Origin of the sequence: Entomomonas moraniae, assembly GCF_003991975.1 — a bacterium.
GTDB lineage: Bacteria > Pseudomonadota > Gammaproteobacteria > Pseudomonadales > Pseudomonadaceae > Entomomonas > Entomomonas moraniae.
The window spans coordinates 1,939,611-1,958,905 of the sequence record NZ_CP029822.1 but is presented as its reverse complement, the minus strand read 5'-3'; the positions used below and the strand labels follow the sequence as shown (position 1 = coordinate 1,958,905).

At 39.7% G+C, this 19,295-nt stretch carries 16 protein-coding genes and 1 other RNA gene; 16 read left to right on the top strand and 1 reads right to left on the bottom strand.

The features are described 5' to 3' along the window. Nucleotides 1-3 precede the first annotated feature (3 nt). The 12 genes from murE to lpxC all read left to right on the top strand — a co-directional run bounded on the left by murE (nt 4) and on the right by lpxC (nt 14,648). On the top strand, nt 4-1,479 hold the full coding sequence (gene murE, locus DM558_RS09295) for a UDP-N-acetylmuramoyl-L-alanyl-D-glutamate--2,6-diaminopimelate ligase (RefSeq protein ID WP_127163703.1): 1,476 nt from the start codon (nt 4-6) through the stop codon (nt 1,477-1,479). Continuing rightward, nucleotides 1,476-2,849 (top strand): UDP-N-acetylmuramoyl-tripeptide--D-alanyl-D-alanine ligase, encoded by a 1,374-nt coding sequence (locus tag DM558_RS09290; protein WP_127163701.1) that lies wholly within the window; start codon nt 1,476-1,478, stop codon nt 2,847-2,849. The genes murE and DM558_RS09290 overlap by 4 nt, the downstream gene beginning before the upstream one ends. Beyond that, a complete protein-coding gene (gene mraY / locus DM558_RS09285; protein ID WP_109701982.1) occupies nt 2,849-3,937 on the top strand; it encodes a phospho-N-acetylmuramoyl-pentapeptide-transferase in 1,089 nt (362 codons plus the stop codon). The genes DM558_RS09290 and mraY overlap by 1 nt, the downstream gene beginning before the upstream one ends. Nucleotides 3,938-3,948: 11 nt before the next feature. Next, nucleotides 3,949-5,304 carry a UDP-N-acetylmuramoyl-L-alanine--D-glutamate ligase gene (gene murD, locus DM558_RS09280; RefSeq protein ID WP_127163699.1) on the top strand — a complete coding sequence of 452 codons (1,356 nt, stop codon included), beginning with the start codon at nt 3,949-3,951 and terminating at the stop codon, nt 5,302-5,304. Then, nucleotides 5,301-6,524: a putative lipid II flippase FtsW gene (gene ftsW / locus DM558_RS09275; protein WP_109701984.1), complete on the top strand. Its 1,224-nt coding sequence runs from the start codon at nt 5,301-5,303 to the stop codon at nt 6,522-6,524. Before murD ends, ftsW begins: the two co-directional genes overlap by 4 nt. Continuing rightward, nucleotides 6,514-7,587 (top strand): undecaprenyldiphospho-muramoylpentapeptide beta-N-acetylglucosaminyltransferase, encoded by a 1,074-nt coding sequence (murG, locus tag DM558_RS09270; protein WP_127163697.1) that lies wholly within the window; start codon nt 6,514-6,516, stop codon nt 7,585-7,587. The genes ftsW and murG overlap by 11 nt, the downstream gene beginning before the upstream one ends. A 37-nt stretch (nt 7,588-7,624) precedes the next feature. Beyond that, entirely contained in the window at nt 7,625-9,082 is a 1,458-nt protein-coding gene (gene murC, locus DM558_RS09265; RefSeq protein WP_407644315.1) for a UDP-N-acetylmuramate--L-alanine ligase, read from the top strand. Continuing rightward, entirely contained in the window at nt 9,069-10,001 is a 933-nt protein-coding gene (locus DM558_RS09260) for a D-alanine--D-alanine ligase (RefSeq protein WP_127163695.1), read from the top strand. The genes murC and DM558_RS09260 overlap by 14 nt, the downstream gene beginning before the upstream one ends. Before the next feature lies 1 nt (nt 10,002). Further along, a complete protein-coding gene (locus DM558_RS09255; protein WP_109701987.1) occupies nt 10,003-10,866 on the top strand; it encodes a cell division protein FtsQ/DivIB in 864 nt (287 codons plus the stop codon). A gap of 115 nt (nt 10,867-10,981) precedes the next feature. Further along, nucleotides 10,982-12,220, top strand: coding sequence for a cell division protein FtsA (ftsA, locus tag DM558_RS09250; RefSeq protein ID WP_109701988.1), 1,239 nt, complete (start codon nt 10,982-10,984; stop codon nt 12,218-12,220). 183 nt (nt 12,221-12,403) lie between these two features. Next, nucleotides 12,404-13,585, top strand: a complete 1,182-nt coding sequence (gene ftsZ, locus DM558_RS09245) for a cell division protein FtsZ (protein WP_127163693.1) — start codon at nt 12,404-12,406, stop codon at nt 13,583-13,585. A gap of 151 nt (nt 13,586-13,736) precedes the next feature. Beyond that, nucleotides 13,737-14,648, top strand: coding sequence for a UDP-3-O-acyl-N-acetylglucosamine deacetylase (gene lpxC / locus DM558_RS09240; RefSeq protein ID WP_127163691.1), 912 nt, complete (start codon nt 13,737-13,739; stop codon nt 14,646-14,648). 24 nt (nt 14,649-14,672) lie between these two features. Here the strand turns inward: lpxC and DM558_RS09235 are convergent, their stop codons facing one another. After that, a complete protein-coding gene (locus DM558_RS09235) occupies nt 14,673-15,119 on the bottom strand; it encodes a DUF721 domain-containing protein (RefSeq protein WP_109701991.1) in 447 nt (148 codons plus the stop codon). 86 nt (nt 15,120-15,205) lie between these two features. On the opposite strand from DM558_RS09235, the gene DM558_RS09230 reads away from it, so the two are divergent. From DM558_RS09230 to DM558_RS09215, 4 genes are all read left to right on the top strand, one after another. Further along, complete coding sequence (locus tag DM558_RS09230) at nt 15,206-16,174, top strand: M23 family metallopeptidase (RefSeq protein WP_127163689.1); 969 nt, start codon at nt 15,206-15,208, stop codon at nt 16,172-16,174. Nucleotides 16,175-16,206: 32 nt separating this feature from the next. Further along, nucleotides 16,207-17,064 (top strand): 16S rRNA (cytidine(1402)-2'-O)-methyltransferase, encoded by an 858-nt coding sequence (rsmI, locus tag DM558_RS09225; protein ID WP_127163688.1) that lies wholly within the window; start codon nt 16,207-16,209, stop codon nt 17,062-17,064. Between the two features lie 92 nt (nt 17,065-17,156). After that, an RNA gene (gene rnpB, locus DM558_RS09220) (RNase P RNA component class A) lies at nt 17,157-17,513 on the top strand. Nucleotides 17,514-17,807: 294 nt separating this feature from the next. Beyond that, nucleotides 17,808-19,295, top strand: a complete 1,488-nt coding sequence (locus tag DM558_RS09215; protein ID WP_127163686.1) for a leucyl aminopeptidase — start codon at nt 17,808-17,810, stop codon at nt 19,293-19,295.

Here is a 19,295-nt window from a genome sequence, read left to right as displayed (position 1 = left end):
GAGATAATGATGCTATTAAATCAACTGTTTCCAAAAAATCAAAGCTTCCTAGATATTAAGGGGCTAAAGATAGATAGCCGAAAAGTGGTCAACGGTGATTTGTTTTTCGCGTTTAAAGGTTCTCAGCAAGACGGTAGAGACTACATTGAACAAGCTCTACAACAAGGTGCGTTTGCTATTGTGTATGATCCTGAAGATTATCAGTTAGCAGATACAATAGTTAGTCAGCATCCTTGTGCTGAGTTTATAGCGGTTGAACACTTACAACATCAATTATCCAGTATTGCAGGTCATTTTTATCAAGAGCCTGCCAACTCCCTACGTTTGATTGGTGTCACAGGAACGAATGGTAAAACAACGGTGACCCAGCTGATTGCACAAGCGCTGGATTTGTTATCAGAGCATTGTGGCATTATAGGTACTTTGGGTACAGGATTTTGGAGTGATTTACAACAAGCAAAACAAACCACGCCTGATGCTATTACGACCCAAGAAAGCTTAGCGGATTTGTTGGCGAAAGGAGCACGTGCAGTTGCATTAGAAGTTTCCTCTCATGGATTGGATCAAGGGCGTGTTGAAGCGCTTCCTTTCAAAGTGGCTGTGTTTACTAATTTAACGAGAGACCATTTAGATTATCACCATACCTTAGAAAACTATGGTGCAGCAAAAGCTCAATTATTTGCATGGGATAGTTTAGATAGAAAAATAATTAATCAAGATGACCCCTTTGGACAACAATTAATCCAACTTAACCAAGGGCAAGACTTATTAACATTTAGTTTAGAAGATGAAACCGCTGATTTGTATTGTGAAAATATAGAGTTTAGTGAGTATGGCATAAAAGCGAGTCTAGTTTCCCCTCAAGGTAAGGGCTTATTGCAATCTAAATTAGTTGGTCGTTTTAATTTAAGTAATCTATTGGCTGTTGTGGGTAGCTTGTTGGGGTTAGGCTATGACTTATCAACAGTATTAATGACCATCCCAAAACTCAGTGCTCCTGCTGGTAGAATGCAACGTGAAGGCGGCGATGGTAAGCCAACTGTCGTAATTGATTATGCTCATACGCCCGATGCCTTGGAACAAGTATTAACTGCCTTAAGACCTCATGTGAAAAATAAACTATGGTGTGTTTTTGGTTGTGGTGGTAGTCGAGACAAAGGTAAAAGAGTTGCAATGGCCGAAATAGCGGAAAGGCTAGCAGACAATATTGTGATTACAGATGATAATCCAAGAGAAGAGTCAAGTGCTAGCATCATAGAAGATATTTTGCAGGGTTTTAATATACCGCAAGCAGTGGATGTCATGGCAGATAGAAAACAGGCTATTTGGCAAACGGTGGAGCGAGCAGCTGCGAACGATGTAATATTGGTGGCTGGTAAAGGCCATGAAGACTATCAAGAGGTAATGGGGAAACGTACCCATTTTTCAGATTTTGAAGAAGTAAGTAAAGCACTACAGGCATGGGAGAATAATAAATGATAAAACCAATGTCCCTGGTAGCATTAGCAGAACACTTAGATGCTACATTAGTTGGTGATAATGTAGAGGTAGAGTTCGATGCGGTGTCTATTGATACCCGCACCCTTAATAAAGGTGAGCTATTTGTTGCTATTTCAGGTGAAAACTTTGATGGGCATGATTATATATTTGCTGCTCAAGAGAAAGGTGCTATTGCTGCATTAGTTGAACTAGCATCGCCACAGGTGAGTATTCCACAACTGGTTGTGGGGAATACGCGTTTAGTATTAGGGCAGTTAGGTGCATTAAACCGCCAAGCTTTTAAGGGCAAGGTTGTTGCTATTACAGGTTCTAGCGGAAAGACAACAACTAAAGAGTTTATTGCGAATATTTTAAGTAATCAGGGTAAGGTTTATGCCACTCAAGGGAACTTAAATAATGAACTTGGTGTTCCATTGACGTTGCTAAAAATTAATGCTGATCATGAGTTTGCCGTTATCGAGATGGGGGCCTCAGCCGTTGGTGAAATTGATTATAGTGTAAATTTGGTAAAACCAGATGTGAGTGTTTTAACCAATGCCAGTAATGCGCATGTGGGAAAATTTGGTGGTTTAGATAATATTATTCAAGCCAAAGGTGAAATAATTGATGGCTTAAGTGAGCAAGGAATTGCTGTTTTAAATTTAGACGACTCTTCGTTTGATTTATGGAAAAAGCGTGCCGGTGCTCGTTCTGTTCTTAGTTTTTCCCAAGAAAATTCTCAAGCTGATTTTTATAGTTCCGCATTTGAGCGAAATAGAAACGGTTGCCAGTCTTTTACTTTACATACGCCTATAGGGGCGACCAATATAAAGTTGAACTTGTTAGGACGGCATAACATCAGTAATGCATCAGCTGCGGCAGCTGCTTGTTATGCGTTAGGCTGTACCTTAGAGAATATTGCTAATGGGTTAAGTGCTTTACTCTCAGTTAAAGGGCGTACCAACACCTTTTTAGCGCTAGGTGGGGCAAGGGTTATTGATGATAGTTATAACGCGAGTCCTGCCTCTGTAAAAGCGGCAATTAATGTTCTATCTGAGTTCTCAGGTAGTAAGATATTGGTCTTAGGTGATATGGGAGAGTTGGGTGAGTGGGCTGAAGAAGTACATGCAGAGATAGGGCAATATGCCAAGGGTAAAATTGACTTTTTATATGCAATTGGACCATTGACAAAGTTTACGGTTCAGTCGTTTGGTAGAAAAGCTTATCACTTTGAAAATAAAGAAGAATTAGCTAAGGCGTTAGCTGGACATGATGATGTTAATAACGTTATTTTATTGAAAGGATCACGTAGTATGAGTATGGAAACACTTATTGGTAGTCTTTGTGGTTCTGAAGAAGGAATACATTAATGCTCGTTTGGTTATTTAATTTTTTACAAGACAATGTGCACTCTGGATTTAGCGCCTTTTTGTACCAGTCAACTAGGGCAATTATGGCGGTATTAACAGCATTGTTATTTGCCCTATTTTTAGGCCCTAAAATGATCACGACATTAAAAAAATTACAAATTGGGCAGGTTGTGCGAGAAGAGGGCGTTAAAGAGCATTTATCCAAAACAGGTACGCCAACGATGGGCGGTGTATTAATATTAAGCTCCATTACCCTCAGTACATTATTATGGGCAAATTTAGATAATAAGTATGTTTGGGTTGTCATTATTGTCACTTTATTATTTGGTGCAATTGGTTGGGTAGACGATTACCGTAAAGTGATAGAAAAAAATACTCGAGGTCTTCCTAGTCGCTGGAAATATTTCTGGCAGTCAGTATTTGCTTTAGCTGCAGGTATTTTTCTATACGTAACAGCCGCAAAAGGTTCGCAAGATACCTCATTGTATTTACCGTTGTTAAAAAATGGCATTTATCCGTTAGGTATATTTTTCATTGTTTTTGCTTACTTTGTAATTGTTGGCTCAAGTAACGCCGTTAATTTAACCGATGGCCTAGATGGCCTAGCCATCATGCCAACAGTGCTAGTGGGCGGTGCATTAGGTGTTTTTTGCTACTTATCAGGCAATGCGCAGTTCGCTAAGTACCTACTGATACCCTATGTTCATGGCTCTGGGGAGTTGGTGATCTTTTGCTCTGCAATGATAGGTGCAGGGCTTGGCTTTCTATGGTTTAACACTTACCCCGCACAAGTTTTTATGGGTGATGTTGGAGCTTTAGCATTAGGCGCCGCTTTAGGGACTATTGCCATTATTGTTCATCAAGAAATCGTATTATTTATTATGGGGGGCGTTTTTGTAATGGAAACACTCTCAGTGATTATACAAGTTGCTTCCTTTAAGTTAACAGGTAAACGTGTTTTTAAAATGGCACCTATTCATCATCATTTTGAGCTAAAAGGTTGGCCAGAACCACGCGTTATTGTACGTTTCTGGATTATTACGGTGATTTTAGTATTGATAGGCTTAGCTACCTTAAAAATTAGGTAAAAGAGAGTGTAATGATTACTGCAAATGATTTTTATATTGTTGTCGGTCTAGGCAAAAGTGGTATGTCATTGGTTCGCTATTTAGCGAGTCAGCGTGCTTCTTTTGCTGTGGTTGATACACGTAGTAATCCTCCAGAATTAGCGAGATTAAAATGTGAGTACCCTGAACTTGAAGTTCGCTGTGGGAATTTGGATGTTAATTTCTTATGTCGTGCAAAGATATTGTTTGTGAGCCCTGGTCTTGATTTAAAAACACCCGCTTTACAAGAAGCTTCGCGTCGGGGTGTTGTTTTATCAGGTGATATTGACTTATTCTCACAAGTCGTAAAAGCGCCTATTGTTGCTATTACAGGTTCGAATGGTAAAAGTACCGTAACCACACTAGTAGGTGAAATGGCAAAAGCTGTTGGTAAAAAAGTAGCGGTAGGCGGAAATTTAGGCGAAGCTGCATTAAATCTTTTATCTGATGATGTAGAGCTTTATGTTTTGGAGTTATCGAGTTTTCAGCTAGAAAGTTGTCAGCATTTGAATGCTGAAGTCGCTACATTATTAAATATCAGTGAAGATCACATGGATCGTTACGCCGGTATAAAAGAATATATCGAAGCGAAACAGCGTATTTTTATAGGTGCTAAACATTGTGTTATCAATGTGGATGATCACTACTCTAGTCCTTTAGAATGGTCAGGTAGTCCGACCGAATGCTATTCGTTTTCAGTAAAACCACAAGCAGATGATTTTTTAGGTTTTAAACTAATGTCATTACACGGTGAGACTTGGATTGCTTTTAATAATCAACCCCTACTGCCTATTGAAAAAATGAAAATAAAAGGGCTTCATAACTATGCTAATGCGATGGCAGCACTTGCATTAGGACATGCAGCTGGTCTTTCATTTGAGCATATGATCAGTGCCTTGCTAGATTTTAAGGGACTTGAGCATCGTTGTGAGTGGGTCGCTAACATAGATGATGTTGACTATTATAATGACTCTAAGGCTACTAATGTAGGCGCTTCGCTAGCAGCTATTGATGGTTTGGGTGGCGATATTACAGGCAAGCTTATTTTAATTGCAGGTGGTGATGGCAAAGGTGCTGATTTCTCAAGTTTGAAGGGCCCAATTGGGAAGTTCTGTCGTGCAGTGGTTTTAATGGGCAGAGATGCAAAATTAATTGAGCAAGTATTACCGTCGACAGTACAAAGAATTTATGTGGATAGTATTGAACAAGCGGTAAAAGAGTCAGCACTATTGGCACAAAAAAATGATGCCGTTTTATTAGCGCCAGCTTGTGCAAGTTGGGATATGTTTAATGGTTTTGAAGAACGTGGTCGTTTCTTCAAAGATGCTGTTAGGGGGCTGTTGCTATGAAGCAGTCACTCTTTTGTTTAAATCCTTCGCCACTATTTAGTCGGCGTGGATTTGATGTTGATTTTCCTTTATTAGCAGGCTGTTTGCTTTTATTAGGACTAGGAACGGTGATGATTGCTTCCGCATCGTCTGAAGTAGCGTCGGTACAAACAGGAAACAGTTTTTATAATTTAACAAGACATTTGATTTATGTTCTGCTGGGGTTATGCTCCACCCTCGTTGTATTGACGATACCGCTTAAAATATGGCAAAAGTATGGTGCACATTTATTGATTTTTGCTGTTGTATTACTGGTTGCAGTATTGATTCCTGGTATTGGACGTAATGTTAATGGTGCTAATCGTTGGATTGGGGTTAGTTTCTTTAATATTCAACCTTCCGAGCTAGGTAAGCTCTTTGTCGTTATCTATTTGGCAGGTTATTTAGTTCGCCGAAAAGATCAGGTGAGAGACACATGGGCTGGCTTTTTTAAACCCTTTGTGGTTATTTTACCCATTGCATGGTTGTTCCTTTTAGAACCTGACTTCGGCGCTACTGTAGTCATGATGGGCGCTGCACTTGCTATGCTGTTTTTGGGTGGAGTAAGTATGGGGCGTTTTTTATTAATGGTACTAATTAGTATCGGGGCGGTTATTTTTCTTGTATTGACACAGGAATACCGTATGCATCGTTTAATGAACTTTACAGATCCATTTGCTGATCAGTTTGGATCAGGTTATCAATTAAGCCAATCACTGATTGCGTTTGGTCGAGGGGATTGGTTTGGTTTAGGACTCGGGAATAGTATTCAAAAACAGTTCTATTTACCAGAGGCGCATACGGACTTTGTATTTGCTGTGCTAGCAGAAGAGTTAGGGCTAGTGGGGTCTCTGTGTACTGTTATCCTATTTGTTTTCGTTGGTGTAAGAGCTCTATTAATTGGACTTCATGCAGAACAGGATAAACAATATTTTTCAGCATACACAGCTTACGGAATTGCTATTTTATGGATTGGTCAGTTTTTGATCAATGTGGGTGTGAATGTAGGCCTATTACCCACCAAGGGGTTAACACTGCCTTTTTTAAGTTACGGTGGTAGTTCATTGGTTATTTGTTGTGTTTGTCTGGGGCTGTTGTTACGGATTGACTGGGAAAGAAGATATCCAGCACCCGATATATCCTATGAGTTTAGTGATAAAGATTTCCCAGAAGAGTCATTAGAGGTGAAACATGGACGCTAAAAATGTACTTATTATGGCCGCAGGTACAGGTGGGCACGTTTTTCCAGCACTTGCCTGCGCAAAAGAGTTTCAAGATAGAGGTTACGCGGTTCATTGGCTTGGAACACCTAAAGGAATGGAGAATGAGTTGGTTAGCCAAGCAGGTTTTCCTCTTCATTCGATTAATGTCACTGGTATACGTGGTAAAAATATTAAAACGTTGTTAAAAGCCCCCTTTTTATTATTGGGCGCATTAATGCAAGCCCGTAAACTTTTAAAAGAACTAAATCCTGTGTGCGTTGTTGGTTTTGGTGGTTTTGTAACAGGTCCTGGTGGTTTAGCAGCGAAGCTTGCAGGTATTCCCCTGATTATTCATGAACAAAATGCTAAAGTCGGAACCGCCAACCGCTATTTATCAAATATTGCAACTAAAGTGTGCCAAGCATTTCCTAATGCTTTTGATGCAAAGGTACATCCAGTAACTACAGGCAACCCTGTGCGTAAAGAACTATTTACAGCCTTTGAGCGTACGGCGATTGATGGGAGAAAAGTTCATTTATTGATTATTGGTGGTAGTTTGGGGGCTGAAGCGCTTAATAAACTATTGCCTGATGCCTTGGCATTATTGGATGCGGCTGAGCGGCCTGAAGTTTTTCATCAAAGTGGTAAAAATCATGCGGATATAACGGTTGAGCGTTATCAAAAAGTGGCGGTGTCAGCAAAAGTTGAACCTTTTGTCAGCGATATGTTGCAAGCTTATCAATGGGCAGATCTCGTGGTTTGCCGCGCCGGTGCATTGACGGTTAGTGAATTAGCCGCAACGGGGTCCGCTGCCATTTTAATTCCATTACCAACAGCTATTGATGATCACCAAAGTTTTAATGCTGATTATTTAGCCTGCCATGAAGCAGCAATAAAATTAGTTCAGGCTGAGTTAACGCCTCAAGTAATGGCAAATCATTTACGTAATTTATTTAAAGATTCGAAAAAGTTAGTTGATATGGGAAATATAGCAAAGAAATTAGCACAGCCTAATGCCACAACGACAGTGGTTAATATTTGTTTGGAGGCTACAAATGGCTAAGCATCGTTATGAAGTATTACAGCCAGAATCACGTCGCATGCGCCGTATGCGCCGAGTTCATTGGATCCATTTTGTGGGTATTGGTGGCTCAGGGATGTGTGGTATTGCTGAGGTACTTTTGAATTTAGGCTATAAGGTATCAGGTTCAGATATTAAAGCATCTTCTATTACACAACGATTAAGTGAAATGGGTGCGATTATCCATATTGGTCATTGTGTTGAAAATCAAGCAAATGCCAGTGTTTTAGTGGTATCTAGTGCGATTAATAGACAGAATCCTGAAGTAGCTGCTGCATTGGACAGACGTATTCCTGTTGTTCCTCGTGCAGAAATGCTGGGTGAACTAATGCGTTATCGTTATGGTATTGCTGTCGCTGGAACCCACGGTAAAACAACCACTACAAGTTTAGTAGCATCTGTTTATGCAGCCGCAAAACGTGATCCTACCTTTGTGATTGGCGGGCGTTTAAATGCAGCAGGGACTAATGCAAAGTTAGGTGAAGGGCAATATTTAATTGCTGAAGCCGATGAAAGTGATGCTAGCTTTTTACACTTGCAGCCGATGGTTGCCATTGTGACTAATATAGAAGCAGATCATATGGCAACTTATGATGGCGACTTTAATAAATTAAAGAAAACATTCATCAGCTTTTTACATAATTTACCTTTTTATGGGCTTGCGGTCATGTGCATTGATGACCCAGTTGTGAGAGAAATCATTCCACAAATCAGTCGACCTATCGTCACATACGGGTTTAGTGAAGATGCGGATATACGTGCTGTGGATGTTTATCAAGAAGAGTTACGTACCTACTTTACTATTTTAAGAAAAGGCCATGAGCCATTAAAAGCTTCTGTTAATTTGCCTGGTAAGCATAATGTGCTCAATTCGTTAGCAACGTTAGCCGTTGCTTCTGATGATGGTATAAATGATAAAACGATTCTATCAGGTATTGGCAAATTTGAAGGAGTAGGGCGGCGCTTCCAAGTTTATGGTGAACTTCCTATCGAAGATGGTTCTGTCATGGTTGTTGATGATTATGGGCACCATCCGACAGAAGTGGGGGCGGTGATTCAAGCGGTGCGAGACGGCTGGCCGGATAGGCGTTTAGTAATGCTTTACCAGCCTCATCGATACACACGAACACGTGATTTGTATGAAGATTTTGTCCAAGTACTTTCCACAGTTAATCTACTCTTTTTGATGGAAGTATATCCTGCGGGTGAGGAGCCTATTCCAGGAGCTGATAGTCGGCAACTTTGTGGCAGTATCCGCCAACGAGGTGTATTAGACCCTATTTATGTTGAGCGTGATGCCGACATTATTGAAGTATTAAAACCGTTATTAAAACCAGATGATATATTGCTGTGCCAGGGAGCAGGCGATATTGGTGCTATTTCTAATCAGATTATGGAGAAAGCCTCTCGTTTTATAGAGGATGTCCCAAATGTTAAGACGATTAAAGCAGGAAAGAAGAAAAATGAAAAAATATAATCCTAAAGATTTTGGTCGGGTTGCTGTATTTTTCGGCGGGGAAAGCGCTGAGCGTGAGGTTTCCTTAAACTCAGGTAAAATGGTTTTACAAGCCTTGCTTGATGCTGGTGTTGATGCATTTGGCGTTGATACAAAAGGTAATTGGCTTGCTAAGTTTTTGACAGAAAAAGTAGACCGTGTTTTTAATATTTTACATGGTCGAGGCGGTGAGGATGGTTGTATTCAAGGGCTTTTAGAAACCTTGAAAATACCGTATACTGGCAGTGGTATTTTAGCCTCTGCTTTAGCTATGGATAAGCTACGTACCAAACAAATATGGTCAAGTTTTGGACTGCCAACCCCTAGATATGCAATGTTAGTCACGGAAGAGGACTGTAACCAAGTTGCTGACCGTTTAGGTTTCCCTCTTATTGTAAAGCCGAGTCATGAAGGCTCTAGCGTTGGCATGGCTAAAGTTAATACATTAGTTGAGTTAATCGACGCATGGCGTGAAGCACTTATTTATGACAAAGAAGTACTCGTGGAAGAGTGGATCACAGGTGCTGAGTTTACGGTTAGTATGGTCGATAATGAAGTTCTACCCGCTATTCGTTTAGGAACAACACATAGCTTTTATGATTATGATGCTAAATATATAGCAGCAGATACTGTTTATCAGATTCCCTGTGGTTTAGATGTGCAGAAAGAAGATGAATTAAAGGCATTAGTTAAGAAGTCTTGCCAATTAATTAATGTTGAGGGGTGGGGGCGTGTTGATGTCATGCAAAACCAACAAGGTGATTTCTATTTATTAGAGGTTAATACAGCCCCAGGAATGACTGATCATAGTTTAGTACCAATGGCTGCTAGGGCAATAGGTATGAATTATCAGCAATTGGTATTAACTATATTAGGAACAACATTAGAACAAGAAGGTTAATATGTTAGATGTACGAGTAAGATATGGAGAATCCATACCCCACTGGAAGCAAAAAGCGAGTCAGCGAGGGGCTAGCCGAGTAATGCCTAGAAAAAGCATTATAGCGCGTTTAGGTGTGATGACGGATTATTTTAAGATAATCGGTTATATCGTACTATCGTTAGTATTCGCGGTGGTTGTATATAATGTCGTGAATAGAATAGCCGCTTATATTAATCAGCCTATTGCTAAAGTAACTGTTTTAGGTGAGTTTGGGTACATTGACCAACAGACTTTACAAAATCGCATAGAGCCTTTTGTAAATACTGGTTTTTTAGATGTGAATTTAGAACAGTTACGCCACAAATTAGAAACAACACCTTGGATTTCTCATGTTGAAATTGAGCGTGTATGGCCGAATGAGCTAAAAATAAATTTGAATGGACGCCAACCTATTGCACGTTGGGGTGCTCATGGGTTGCTAAATAATGTGGGTGAACCTTTCTTGGTAAAAGATGTTTCAGCCTATAAGGATCTTCCTTTGCTCGCTGGTCCTGATGATGCACATGTTCAAGTTATGCAACAGTATCAAATTATTAGTCAATTGTTGCGTCCGATGGATTTTTTTATTGCATCGTTAACGCTTGAAGATACAGGGCATTGGACGGTAGTTACTAATACAGGGCTGGAATTGGTCTTAGGTAATAACGATATTGTTGATAGATTAAGACGTTTTAATAGAGCTTATGATTTTAGTCTAAAAGATAAAATAGATAATATCGCACGTGTTGATTTACGTTACAATAATGCTATGGCTGTTGCTTGGAAAGATCCAAGTAAAGAAATTGAAACGAATAAAGCAACTAAGATGCTAGCAAGGCAATAAAAAACGCTTCATAATAAGCCATTTTTTAGATACTAAATAATTCGTTAGGTCTGTAAGAAGTGGCTTTTTGCCATTGTTCTTAAATAAGAGTGCCTCGGGGAGAATACAGAGTCTTATGGCGCATGAGCAAAGTAGCAAGATGATTGTTGGTTTAGATATTGGTACTTCTAAAGTCGTTGCTTTGGTAGGTGAGATTTCTGCTGATGGTGAAATAGAGGTTGTTGGTCTAGGTACACATGCCTCTCGCGGTTTGAAGAAAGGTGTTGTTGTCAACATCGAATCGACTGTTCAGTCCATTCAATATGCTATTGATGAAGCGCAACAGATGGCTGGATGTCAGATTTATTCTGCATATGTAGGTATCGCGGGCAGTCATATCCGCAGTTTAAATTCAGATGGTATTGTTGCAATAAGAGAAGGCGAAGTAACAAAAGCTGATATCGAGCGCGTCTTAGACTCTGCAAAAGCGGTTGCAATTCCAGCTGATCAAAGAGTACTTCATACACTACCTCAAGATTATGTGATTGATAACCAAGAGGGTGTGCGTGAACCATTAGGTATGTATGGTGTTCGTTTAGAAGCGAAAGTTCATGTGGTGACCTGTGCTGTTAACTCGGCACAAAATATTGAAAAATGTGTTAGACGTTGTGGCTTAGATGTTGATGACATCATATTAGAGCAATTAGCCTCTTCTTACTCTGTGCTGACCGATGATGAAAAAGAGCTAGGTGTCTGTTTGGTTGATATTGGCGGTGGTACTTCAGATATTGCCGTTTATACTGAAGGTGCTATTCGTCATACCGCAGTAATCCCGATTGCGGGGGATCAAATTACCAATGATATTGCAATGGCATTGCGTACACCAACGCAATATGCGGAAGAAATTAAAATTCGCTATGCCTGTGCTTTAGCTAAGTTAACGGGTGCGGGACAAATGATTAAGGTGCCTAGTGTGGGCGAACGTCCGCCAAGAGAATTGTCTCGTCAGGCACTGGCAGAGGTAGTCGAGCCTCGTTATGAGGAGTTATTCAAGTTCGTTCAAAAAGAATTACGTCGCAGTGGTTATGAAGATATGGTACCCGCGGGAATTGTATTAACCGGAGGTACTTCAAAAATGGAGGGCGCTGTAGAACTGGCAGAGGAGATTTTCCATATGCCTGTAAGGTTGGGTGTTCCTTATAACATCAATGGGTTAGAGAGTGTGATTCATAATCCCATTTATTCTACAGCGGTAGGTTTGTTGCTTTATGGTGCACAGCAGCATGTGGACACTGTCTCTATTAGCGAAAAAGAAGTACGCCATTCAGTATCTGTTTTTAGCCGTCTAAAAAAATGGGTACAGGGTAATTTCTAAGCCAATTAATTGATGATGTATCAATTAATAACTCATAAATTTGCTTTTTGAGACCATAAGCTATAAAAAAATCAATATTTATATTAATATAAAGCAAAGAACACTAGATATTCGAGCCATCTAACGGTAAAATAACTATATATAGACGGCAAGGCATGTTGTTTTAGGTTTAGGAGAGAGGCAATGTTTGAGATGGTTGAAGCCCAGCTTAATGCGGTAATTAAAGTAATCGGTGTTGGCGGCGGTGGCGGGAATGCCGTGAACCACATGATTCGTAGCGATATTGAAGGTGTTGAGTTTATTTGTGCAAATACAGATGCGCAAGCCTTAAAAGGCATTCATGGTGGTTCAATTCTTCAACTAGGCGCTAATATTACTAAGGGACTAGGTGCGGGTACTAATCCTGATATTGGACGCGAAGCCGCTCTAGAAGATCGCGAACGTATTTCTGAAGCCTTGCAAGGTGCCAACATGGTATTCATCACCACAGGTATGGGTGGTGGTACTGGTACAGGTGCTGCGCCTATTATTGCTCAAGTGGCTAAAGAAATGGGTATTCTTACAGTTGCCGTTGTAACACGCCCATTTTTATTTGAAGGACGTAAACGTAGTAAAGTGGCTGATCAGGGAATTGACGCACTTGTTGAACATGTTGACTCTCTTATCACTATTCCTAATGAAAAACTTATTACCATTTTAGGTAAAGATGTAAGCTTGCTCTCTGCTTTTGCTAAGGCTGATGATGTCCTAGCAGGAGCTGTTAGAGGTATTTCTGACATTATGCAACGCCCAGGACTTATTAATATTGACTTTGCAGACGTGAAGGAAGTAATGAGTGAAATGGGAATGGCAATGATGGGTTCAGGTAGTGCAAGTGGTCCTAACCGTGCGCGTGAAGCCGCCGAAGCCGCTATTCGTAATCCTTTACTTGAAGACATTAATTTACAAGGTGCACGTGGTGTACTCGTTAATATCACTGCCAGTGATATGACCATTGGTGAATTCAATGATGTGGGTGAGATTATTGAAGATTTAGTGTCTGATCACGCCACAGTGAAAATTGGTTCAGCTATCGACCCAACCATGGGTGATGAACTTAATGTAACAGTGGTTGTGACTGGTTTAGGCCAAGAAATGAAGCCTATTAAAGTAATTGATAATACCATTCCCACTTTAAATACGAATGATGTTCCTACTGCTCCACGTGTGGAAGTTAATTCAACAGAAACTAACTATCGTGATTTTGACCGTCCAACTGTCATGCGTAATCGTGGTGCTCAAGGTAATACAGCAACTAACTTACAAGCACAAGAAGACCTTGACTATTTAGATATTCCAGCTTTTTTAAGAAATCAAGCTGACTAATTAATGACTGACTTTTAGTATTAAAGAAATAGCGTTATAGGTTTTTATCTATAACGCTATTTTATTTTTTCAATCATTCAAAGGGTATTCAGGCAAGGGTCTATCTGCTATTATTGATAGTAATTCGCATTTTGCAGGAACAAAATATAGTATGATTAAGCAACGCACATTAAAAAACACTATTCGTGCAACAGGTATAGGGTTGCACTCAGGTAAAAAGGTTTATCTTACGCTAAAACCAGCACCGGTTGATACAGGTATTGTTTTCTGTCGTACAGATTTAGACCCTGTGATAGAGATTCCTGCTCGTGCTGAAAATGTTGGTGAGACAACCCTATCCACAACATTGATGAAAAATAATGAGCGCGTTGATACCGTAGAGCATTTATTATCTGCTATGGCAGGGTTGGGTATCGACAATGCAAGAATTGAGTTGTCAAGCTCAGAAGTACCTATTATGGATGGTAGTGCAGGTCCTTTCGTTTTCTTAATTCAGTCAGCTGGTTTAGAAGAGCAAGAGGCACCTAAGCGATTTATTCGTATTAAAAAAGAAGTATCTGTTGAAGAAAATGGTAAAAAAGCAACATTTTTACCATTTGATGGTTTTAAAGTTAGTTTTGAAATCGACTTTGACCATCCTGCGTTTAAAAAGCATACACAATCAGCAACTATTGATTTTTCTAGTACTACATTCGTGAAAGAAGTAAGCCGAGCTAGAACCTTTGGCTTTATGAGAGAGATTGAATACTTACGCTCTAAACACTTAACCTTAGGGGGCAGTTTAGATAATGCCATTGTTGTTGGCGATGACGGCGTAATGAATGAAGACGGTCTTCGTTATGAAGATGAGTTCGTAAAACATAAAATACTAGATTCTATTGGTGACCTTTATCTTCTTGGTCATAGTTTGGTGGGTGAGTTTATTGGCTTTAAATCAGGGCATGCGTTAAATAATAAACTATTAAGAGCGCTTATCAGTCAGACCGATGCTTGGGAAATGGTGACATTTGATGAAAGTGAAAAAGCGCCTATTTCTTATATTCAACTTGCCACAACCGCGTAATCTGTTAAAATCTAACCCGAAAGTTTAGTGGGTATGTTTGGCTAAACGTTCCAGTGCTTCTTTAAGCACTGGGTCTGTTATCCCTTTAGCGGTTTCACTAATGATCGTAGCGGTATTTAAAGAGAGTGACAGATCATTAGTTTCCTCAGTTTGCTTTAGTGGCTTAGGTGAAACCTTAACGATAATTTTTACGATATCATGAAATTCATGGTGTGCTTGTAGTTGTTGTTTTAACTTGTTTTGTTGATAACGCATGCGTGTAGCCCACTGCGCATTACTCATCAAAATAGTTAATACTCCATTTTGGAAGGAGGCAACAGCGCAGTGTTCTTGTAATGTTGCGGATAAATAAAGATTTAAACATTGTTGCAACTTGTTAAGGTAAGATGCTTTTTGCATAAGAACCTTAACTGGCGCCATTTGAGTCAGTATTGATTTAGATCGCTTTGCATATAAGGGTCGAAAAGACATAAGGCCTCTGTATTAAAATAACAATGTTATTCTAGCAAAATCTCAAGAATCTGTAATCTAATACTCATGAAAGGAATACATCAATAATGCGACTTATTTTAATTTCTGATAAAAACGGTCAGCGTAATCGATCTACTTTTTCAGTAGATATTTCTATTTTGGTTTTAGGCATTGCTATGTTATGTCTAATATCTGCTGGTTTAGGGTGTTTGTTTGTAAAAGCTATTACAACACCAACGGTCTTAGTTTCAGAAGAGCGATTAACATCAGTCCTGAGTAATTCTCAAGCTGAAGTAGAGACGATTCGAGCCGAAGCGCAAGCACAGTTGGATGCTTATAATGTGTATCTGGCTAATATTCAAGCACGTCTAATTCGTTTAGATGCGATGGGGCAACGCTTAACTAATTTGGCTGGTATTGAGAATGAGTTTGATTTTTCTGAAAATGTAGGCTTAGGAGGTGTTGAGGAAGGTCTTGATGAAGGAGATAACAACCAAACTTTTTCTCCTCCTGACTTTATGCAAAAACTCAACGAGTTATCTGATCGAATCTCAACAAGAGAAAAACAATTATCAGTTTTGCAGTCATTGATTGTGAAGAGTACGATCAGACAAGAAAACTACATTTCAGGCTATCCTGTTAAAAATGCCTATATTAGTTCTCCCTACGGTGTCAGAATTGATCCTATTACAGGAAAGGCAAGAGGGCATAAGGGGATTGATTTTTCAGCTCCTAGAGGTTCAAAAATTATGGCTGTTGCAGCTGGCGTTGTTACCTTTTCTGGTGTGAAAAATGGCTATGGTAATGTAGTTGAAATTAGCCATGTCGATGGTTATAAAACAATTTATGCGCATAATCAAAGCAATTTAGTAAAGGCAGGTGATTTAGTGCAAACAGATCAGCCAATAGCACTTGTTGGCAGTTCTGGACGTGCAACAGGGCCTCATGTCCATTTTGAGGTTGTTAGAAATAGCCAAGCGATTAGTCCAATAAGTTATATTACACGTGTGAATAAAGTAGCCAATCCAACTATACAAATGGCAAAAGCAGAGTAAAATGCCCATTTTAATCTAACAAAGGTACTTCATTGGAATGTAATCAAATAGGGTGCTTGTATGTTGTTGCAACACCTATTGGTAATTTGGAAGATATAACGCATCGTGCACTCAACGTGTTACGTGAGGTTGATCTTATCGCAGCAGAAGACACTCGACACACTTCAAAGCTATTGCAGCATTTTGCAATTAGTACGCCATTAAAACCTTGCCATGATCATAATGAGAGAGAGCAGCAGGGCTATTTGATCAACCTCTTATTATCGGGTAAAAATATTGCATTAGTGTCGGATGCGGGAACTCCACTCATTTCAGACCCCGGTTTTCATTTAGTAAAAGAAGCCCAATTGAAACATATAAAAGTTGTGCCTGTTCCCGGTGCTTGTGCTGTAATTACTGCATTATCAGCTGCAGGATTACCATCAGATCGTTTCAGTTTTGAGGGGTTCTTACCTGCTAAATCGGTAGCTAGGAAAAATACACTTGAAAGTTTAAAGCAAGAACAGCGAACACTTATTTTTTATGAAGCCCCTCATCGACTTTTAGAGAGTCTACAAGACTTATCAGCTATTTTTGGTTCTGACCGAGTGGCTGTTTTAGCAAGAGAGTTAACAAAAACGTTTGAAACTATAAAACAATGTTCACTAGCGGAATTAGTTAATTGGGTTGCTTCAGATGCTAATCAGCAGCGGGGAGAGTGCGTGTTATTGATCTCTCCTTGGAAAGCTCCTGAAGAAGAGAGTTTTAATCAAGAATCGTTAAGAGTATTAAAAGTTTTATTAAATGAACTTCCTGTCAAACAAGCAGCAGCGTTAGCCGCAGAAATAACAGGTGAGCGCAAAAATAAGCTATACCAATATGCGATTGAGTGTATAGATAAAAATAAATAATGTGCTGTCAGTATCATATTGTGGCTAGAGGCATAAGAAGTTTTTTAAATAACTTGTTTCTCTTTATTTAAACGGGTATCCTTGCCACCGCAAGAGTCGGTTAAACAGTCGCTGCCTTTTATACTTGTATAAAGGGGGGAGGAAAGTCCGGGCTCCACAGGGCAAAGTGCCAGGTAACGCCTGGGAGGTGAAAGCCTACGGAAAGTGCCACAGAAAACAACCGCCTAAGTAGCTTTGGCTAACGGTAAGGGTGAAAAGGTGCGGTAAGAGCGCACCGCGCAACTGGCAACAGTTTGTGGCTAGGTAAACCCCACTTGGAGCAAGACCAAATAGGAATCCTACGTGCGGCCCGTACAGGATTCGGGTAGGTTGCTAAAGATGTCCAGTGATGGCCATCGTAGATGAATGACTGTTCGCGACAGAACCCGGCTTATCGACCGACTCTTGTTTCTTTTTGCTTATGCGCTCAGGTAGAAAGCGTCATCCAATATAAGACTCAACTCTTATACAATTAAATAATATCTTTGTAGAGATGTAAATAGTAGTTGTAAGCCATTTCTTGTTGCTAATTTTCACTGATGTAGATAGGTATTATTTATCAAATTGCTGATTTATTTGATATCTGAATTTTTCTTTAACGATTTCTCTTTTAACTGCCCTTTATTCGATGGGCGATAAGTTATATCATGTAGTTAGAAAATTTTTATTTAGTTTAAAGAAAATCAAAAGATCAGAGGATTACTATGCAATTTTTAATTAAATGCAATCAGCCTGAGACCTTAAAGGCCGCTACATGGATTTTGGCTATTGGTAAAGATCAGAAGCTCAATGTGACAGCACAGTTGGTTGATAAGCTAACTAATGGGGCTATTCAAAATACTTTAAAATGGGGTGATTTTAAGGGCAGTTTAGGGCAAACTTTTATTTTACAAACGCAAGATACATTAAAAGCACATCGTGTATTATTAGTAGGAACCGGTGATAAAGCGTTGACTGATGCCCAATACCGTAAATGGTTAATAGCAGGTTTTCGTGTATTAAAACAATTAGGTGGTACGGACGCTTTATTAGTTGCGGATGATGTGGATGTTAAACAGAGAGACATTTATAGCAAGACGCGTTTACTTGTTGAAACATTAGAATCTAATACTTATTGTTTTGATGAGTATAAGAGTACCAAAGCAGAACCTAGCCGACTTGCAAAAATAACACTTTGTGTAGAAAAAGCGGTAAGTAAGCAAGTTGAAAAAGCCGTAAAAGAGTCTCAAGCTATTGCAGCAGGAATGGCATTGACGCGTGATCTCGGTAATACTCCACCTAATGTGTGCCATCCTGTTTATTTTGCTAAACAGGCAGAGGCTTTAGTTAAGTTAGATAAGCGTGTGTCAGTTGAAGTGCTAGATGAAAAGAAAATGAAATCATTAAAAATGGGAGCATTTTTAGCGGTTGCACAAGGCAGTGAACAAGCTCCTCGTTTAGTCGTTTTACAGTATAACGGTGCTAAAAAGAAATCTGAACAACCTATTGTTTTAGTGGGTAAAGGCATTACGTTTGATACAGGCGGTATCAGTCTGAAACCTGGTGCGGGCATGGACGAGATGAAGTATGATATGTGTGGAGCCGCATCTGTTTTAGGTGTATTTAAATCGTTGATCGAGTTACAGTTACCAATCAATGTTGTGGGTTTAATGGCCTGCGCTGAAAATATGCCCAGTGGTCACGCATCAAGACCCGGCGATATCGTGCAAACCATGAGTGGTCAGAGTGTTGAAATTCTTAATACTGACGCAGAAGGTCGCTTGGTTTTATGCGATACATTGACCTATGCCGAACGCTTTAAACCGAAAGCAGTGGTAGATATTGCTACTTTAACAGGAGCTTGTATTGTTGCACTAGGTACACAAGCCAGCGGTTTAATGGGTAATGATGATGATTTGATTGCCTCATTGCTTAGTGCCGGTAAACAAGTCGATGATAAAGCATGGCAATTACCTTTATTTGAAGAGTATCAAGAGCAATTAGACAGTCCATTTGCAGATATGGCAAATATTGGTGGGCCTAAAGCGGGAACTATTACGGCGGGTTGTTTCTTATCACGTTTTGCCAAGTATCCTTGGGCTCACCTTGATATTGCTGGAACAGCTTGGATCAGCGGCGGTAAAGATAAAGGGGCCACAGGAAGACCCGTACCATTATTGGTAGAGTATTTACTAAGTCAAGTTGATCACTGA